The 5,618-nt window shown below is 72.0% G+C and carries 5 protein-coding genes; 3 read left to right on the top strand and 2 right to left on the bottom strand.

Annotated features, from left to right (window positions below; genetic code table 11):
* Nucleotides 1-1,759: 1,759 nt before the first annotated feature.
* Entirely contained in the window at nucleotides 1,760-2,761 is a 1,002-nt protein-coding gene (locus Q0480_RS08390) for a LysR family transcriptional regulator (protein WP_299131989.1), read from the bottom strand.
* Between Q0480_RS08390 and Q0480_RS08395 the strand changes: the two genes are divergently transcribed.
* The gene (locus Q0480_RS08395; protein ID WP_299131990.1) at nucleotides 2,760-3,506 is read left to right on the top strand and encodes a sulfite exporter TauE/SafE family protein; all 747 of its coding nucleotides are present in this window, start codon (nucleotides 2,760-2,762) and stop codon (nucleotides 3,504-3,506) included. The two genes, Q0480_RS08390 and Q0480_RS08395, sit on opposite strands and share 2 nt — an antisense overlap.
* Nucleotides 3,507-3,530: 24 nt before the next feature.
* On the opposite strand, the gene Q0480_RS08400 is transcribed toward Q0480_RS08395, so the two are convergent.
* Nucleotides 3,531-4,412, bottom strand: a complete 882-nt coding sequence (locus Q0480_RS08400) for a LysR substrate-binding domain-containing protein (RefSeq protein WP_299131991.1) — start codon at nucleotides 4,410-4,412, stop codon at nucleotides 3,531-3,533.
* A gap of 127 nt (nucleotides 4,413-4,539) precedes the next feature.
* Here Q0480_RS08400 and Q0480_RS08405 point away from each other — a divergent pair, with 127 nt between their 5' ends.
* Nucleotides 4,540-5,013 (top strand): cupin domain-containing protein, encoded by a 474-nt coding sequence (locus Q0480_RS08405; protein ID WP_299131992.1) that lies wholly within the window; start codon nucleotides 4,540-4,542, stop codon nucleotides 5,011-5,013.
* The gene (locus tag Q0480_RS08410; protein WP_299131993.1) at nucleotides 5,013-5,432 is read left to right on the top strand and encodes a VOC family protein; all 420 of its coding nucleotides are present in this window, start codon (nucleotides 5,013-5,015) and stop codon (nucleotides 5,430-5,432) included. Before Q0480_RS08405 ends, Q0480_RS08410 begins: the two co-directional genes overlap by 1 nt.
* Nucleotides 5,433-5,618 lie beyond the last annotated feature (186 nt).

Consider the following 5,618-nt stretch of genomic DNA (forward strand, 5'->3'; position numbering starts at 1 on the left):
GGAGTTCAGACGTGTGCTCTTCCGATCTGGCCGGCATTCTCGATCTGGTCGGTCTCGCCGGGGGTGCGGGGAAAGTCCACCACGTCGGCGCCATAGCCCGGATCGAACAGGTTGATCGGCGGCGCTTCGCCGTAGAGATAGTCGGTGTCGTTCGTCGTCTCCTGCTCGCGATAGTCGAAGCCCGCGAGCAGCCCATGGCTGAGCGCGCCAGTCGTCACATCCGCGGTCAGGCGGGTGTCGATGGCGAAGGCGGTGGTGGTCTCGTCGAGGAAGTAAGGCGTCCGCCCGTACCAGCCCGGCCCGAGCTCGGGCAGCGGATCGGCGAGGTAGAGCTGGCGGTAATCGACGTCGAGGCGCATGTAGCGGGCGTTCTGCACCAGGCTGACGCTCGGCGAGAAGTCGTGCACGAACTCGTAGCCGACCGCCCATTGCGTGGTGTCGTCGCGGTCGAAGTCGGGATCGCCGGGGTTGAGGCTGACCGGAAGCTCGTTGATCAGCGCCCGCGGCAGATTGCCCGACCCCTCCGCGCCCGTCGCCCGCCGCCAGTGCGAGAGCAGCGTGAAGCTGGTGTCGTCGTCGATGCGGAGGGCCAGCGAAGGGGCGACATAGAGCCGGTCATCGTCGACGAAATCGGTCTGGGTGCCTGCGTCCTGCGCGAGCCCGACCAGCCGCCAGGCCGCCCGGTCGCCGTCTCCCGCCACGCCCTGGAGATCGAACGCACCCTGAAAGAAGTCGTAGCCGCCGACCTGGCCCTGTACCTCGCCCCCCGTCGCGAAGGTCGGGCGCTTGCTGACGACGTTGATCAGGCCTCCGGGCGCGACCTGGCCATAGAGGACCGAGGCCGGTCCCTTCAGCACCTCGATGCGCTCGGCGCCCCAGGGCTCGATCTGCGGCTGGCCGCGGCCGGGGCCGTTCGGATCGATCAGCCCGTCGACGAAAGTGCTGCGAAAGGTCGAGAAGCCGCGGATGCGCTCGGTCCAGTTGGCGCGGTTGGTGGCGATGGGCACCGAGAACACTCCCGCCGTGTAGCCGAGCGCGTCGCCGACCGTCTGCGCCCCGCCCCGCTGGGCGATTTCGCCCGCCGTGACGACGCTGATCGAACGCGGCGTCTCGATCAGCGGCGTGTCGGTCTTGGTGCCGGTGGCGCTCGCCTCGGCGACGATGCCCTCGACCGGGCCGGTCGCCGTCCCGGCGATGCCGGTGACCGTGATCGGATCGAGCACGAGCGCGGGGTCCGACTGGGCGAGGGCGAGCGACGGGACCGCGGCCAGCGCCGCGACGATGGCCACGCGGGACCCGCTGGCAATAAAGGATCTCGTCAATACCCCCTCCGGCAATTGAGTGCATGGCGAGCGGGGGCTGGCTGATGCGAGGTTAGGAGCCCCAAACGATGGGCACAAGGAGCAACTGCCTCAGCCGGGCAATCTCTCGACCCACCCGCCCAAGGCCGCGGGACGATCGGATTTCCGCGCTGAAGGCGAGCGGGCGCTCATGGGGCGATCGACCCGCGGGCAAGCGCGGCGGCGGGAATCCCGATGTCCGCCACAGGGCCCATTCGCTGTTCCTGTTGACGGCAGCTCTCCGCCCGTTGGCGCGGAACGCCGACCAGAACGAACGCAACCGTCCGCCTGGTCTTTCAGTTACCCATGAGGGTTTGCCGGGTTTTTCCGGTGGCGAACCCTTCGACGAGATCGGTGAACCGTGGCGAGGCTCCGCGTCGAGCTTCCGCGGACAGTCGGCGCCTGCTCCCTGCTTCGGACTATGCCGCGCCGAGATCGGCCCGATCCTCCAGCTGGTCGAGAAGGCTCTGCACCACCGGCGGCGGCGCGCCCCCGGCCCGGGTGCAGAGCGACAGGCGGCGCGTCGCCCAGTCGTCGCCGAGCCGGACCGCGACGATCCCCGTCGCTCGGCGGGCGCGGCGGGCGGCGGTCTCGGGGACGATGCCGACCCCGACCCCGGCGCCGGCCATGAGGCAGATGTCGCCGAGGCCGCGCACCCGGATGCGCGGCCGGAGGCGCAGGCCGAGCTTCGCGGCCTGAGCGTCGAGATGATCCTGCAACGCGCCGCCCGACAGGGTGATGAGGGGCTCGCCGGCGAGGTCTGCGAAGGCGACCCGCCGCCGGGCGGCGAGGGGGTGGCCGCGCGGGGCGACGACGACCAGCCGGTCGATGGCGAAGGGCCGCAGGTCCAGGCCCGCGGTGTCGACGGCCGCGGACAGCACCCCGATCTCGGCCGAGCCGCGGATAACGGCGCGGGCGATGTCGGCGCTCTCGCGCTCCTTCAGCGCGACATCGACCCGCGGATGCCGGGCCAGCCAGGGCGCGAGGCGGGCGGGCAGGAACTCCGTCATCGCCGCGGTGTTCGCGAGCATCCGGATGGCGGTGCGCGCGCCGGCGGCGAGCTGGCCGATCTCGCCCCGCATCCGCGCCGCCTGCCCGAGGATCAGCCGGGCGTGATGCAGCAGCGCCTCGCCGGCCTCGGTCGGTGTCACCCCGCGCCGTCCGCGGTCGAAGAGCCGCAGGCCGGCGGCGGCCTCCATCTCGCGCAGGCGCTCGCTGGCGGCGGCGAGCGACAGGCCGGCGTCCTCGGCGCCATGAGTGATGCTGCCCGCATCGGCGACGGCGAGGAACAGGCGCAGGTCGGTGAGGTCGAAGCGCATGGGGCCGAGGATAGCCGAAATCGAGCCTTCGGGCCAGCCGGAGGCAGGCCGCGGGACTTCCGCATTGCGCAAACCCGGCATCCGGCCGATCCCCCGGGGCATGAGTGATGCATCCCTCCTCGTCGCGATCGGCGCGACCTTCTTCGTCGCGGGCCTCGTCAAGGGCGTGACCGGCATGGGCCTGCCCACCGTGGCAATGGGGGTGCTGGGCGCGCTCGTCTCGCCGCTGGCGGCGGCGGGCCTGCTGATCGTGCCCTCCTTCGTCACCAACCTCTGGCAACTCGCCGCCGGCCCGGCGCTGGGGCCGCTCCTCCGCCGGCTCTGGCCGATGATGGCGGCGATCTGCGCCGGGACGGGGCTCGGCGCGGCCTTGCTCGCGAGCGGGAAAACGGAGGCGACGACCACGACGCTCGGCGCGGCGCTGGCGGCCTATGCCGGCTTCACCCTCCTCGGCCGCCAGCCGCGCGTGCCCGCCCGCGCCGAGCCCTGGCTCTCGCCCCTGATCGGCGCGACCACCGGCCTGGTCACGGGCGCGACCGGGGTCTTCGTCGTTCCCGCCGTGCCCTATCTGCAAGCCCTCGGGCTGGGGCGCGACGATCTCGTCCAGGCGCTGGGGCTCTCCTTCACCGTCTCGACCCTGGCGCTGGCGGCGGGGCTCGGCGCCCGGGGCGCCCTCTCCGGCGAGGGGATCGGCCTGTCGGCGCTGGCGCTCATCCCGGCGCTGGCGGGGATGTGGGTCGGGCAGTCCTTGCGCGACCGGATCAGCCCGGCGGCCTTCCGGCGCGTCTTCCTTCTCGGCCTCCTCGCGCTCGGCGCCGAGATGGCGCTGCGACCGTGGCTCGGGTGACGCCGGCCGGGCCTCGATGCGCGATCACCCGCCGTCGCTCCCGACGCCGGCCGGTTCCTGCGATTGGGAAACCAGCCACCTGAGCATGCAATCCACATGACGCGGATTGCGCGCGCCAACCTTGCGGACGAAGTAGTAGCCTTCGGACAGCACCACCGGCGGCCCCGGCAGGACGAGCCGCCGCTCCTTCGCCAGCGCGCCGACATAGCGCCGGTCCGTCAGGACGACCCCGGCGCCGGCGAGCGCGGCCTCCAGCGCCTGCGCCCTCGTCTCCACGATCAGCCCGGGCGTCGGAGGCGCGCCCGGCTGGCCCGTCGCCCGCCACCACCGCGCCCAGTCCCGCATGCGGCTCCGCGCCCCGATCGTCGGCCAGTCCGCCGGCCTGCCGGGATGGAGCCCCGGACGTGCCGCGGGCACGAGGCTCTCGCGGAACAGGAGCGTCGCCTGAAGGCCTTCCCATTGTCCATGGCCATGGCGGATGGCGCAATCCACGTCCTCCCGATCGAAATCGACCGGCCGCCGGGTGGTGGAGACCACGAGGTCTATATCCGGGTGACGCGCCCGAAAGTCGCCGAGCCGCGGCAGGAGGAAGTTCGAGGCAAAGGTGCCGACCGTGTTGAGCCGCAGCTGACGCCGCCGTCGCCGGAGCGGCGCCACGGCCGCGTCGATCTTCTCCAGCGCGTCGCCCAGAGCGGAGAGGAGCGCCAGCCCCTCCTCGGTGATCTCCGACAGCCGGCCCCGCTTCGCCACCAGGGCGACGCCCAGCTCTTCCTCCAGATCGGCGATGCGGTGCGACAGCGCCGAGCGCGAGATCCCCAGCGCCTCGGCCGCCGGCTCGTGCCGCCCGTGCCGTGCCAGCGCGGACAGGGCCGAAAGTCCGCGCAGCGATGGCGACCGGTCCGACATGGCGCGCTTCTCCCGGTTCCGCGGCGGATCGCGACGGCGGATCCGGGGGCGGAACGGTGAAATCATCTCACCGATCGAGCGGAGCGGCAATGCTATGCCTCTCCGGGATGAAGCCCGGAGGACAGGAATGTCGCAGCCGAATTACCAGCCGATCCGCGCGGAGGATGTCCCTCCCCGCGCCAAGGCCAGCAACTATCCCGAGCCTTTCGCCGCCCGCATGGCGGGCCGGGTGAAGCGGCGACTGGGCGATGTCTTCGGCATCGCGGGGTTCGGCGTGAACCTCACCACCCTCCGGCCCGGCGGGCGATCCGCCCTGCTGCATCGCCACAGCCATCAGGAGGAGTTCGTCTATATCCTCAGCGGAACGCCGACGTTGCGGACCGACGCGGGCGCGTTCCTGCTCCATCCGGGCATGTGCGCCGGCTTCGTGCCGGGCGGCCCGGCGCATCAGCTCGTCAACGTCACGGACGCGGATGTCGTCTATCTGGAAATCGGCGACCGCGATCCTGAGGATCGGGGCTTCTACCCGGAGGACGACCTCGAAGCGGTCTGGACGGGCGGCGGCTGGCGCTTCCTGCACAAGGACGGAGCGCCCTACTGATGCTGTCCCACGTCTTTCTCGGAACCGACGACCTCGCACGCGCCGAAGCCTTCTATGCGCCGATCCTCTCCCGGCTCGGCTGGCGCCCGCGGTTCTCCGACATGGCCGCGGGCAAGATCGGATGGGCGCCCGGCCAGACCCCGCGCCCCCTCTTTCTCATCGGCAGGCCCCACGATCAGGCGCCCGCGGTTCCGGCGAATGGCGGCATGGTCGCCCTGCTTGCGCCCGATCGCCCGACGGTCGACGAAATCCACGCCTGCGCCCTTCGGGCCGGCGGCCGGTGCGAGGGAGGCCCGGGGCTTCGGCCACACTACCACGCCCACTATTACGGCGCCTATTTCCGCGACCTGGACGGAAACAAGCTCTGCGTCTGCTGTCATGACGCCCCTGGCGCCACCTCCGCGGGGACGCCTGCCTGATGCTCCCCCCTTCGGCACGACCAAGGCCTGGATGGGTGCGACGCATTTCCGGACGCGGGCGCCGCGCAACGTCCGCGCGGAGATGTCGCCGCGGGTCCTCGCCTGCGACATCAAGCGGATGATCGGGATCCTCGGCCCTGAGCCGCCGGTCGCGCGGACGGTTGCGCTGCGCCGCAGCGTAACTGG

Source organism: uncultured Amaricoccus sp., assembly GCF_937891315.1.
Lineage (GTDB): Bacteria > Pseudomonadota > Alphaproteobacteria > Rhodobacterales > Rhodobacteraceae > Amaricoccus.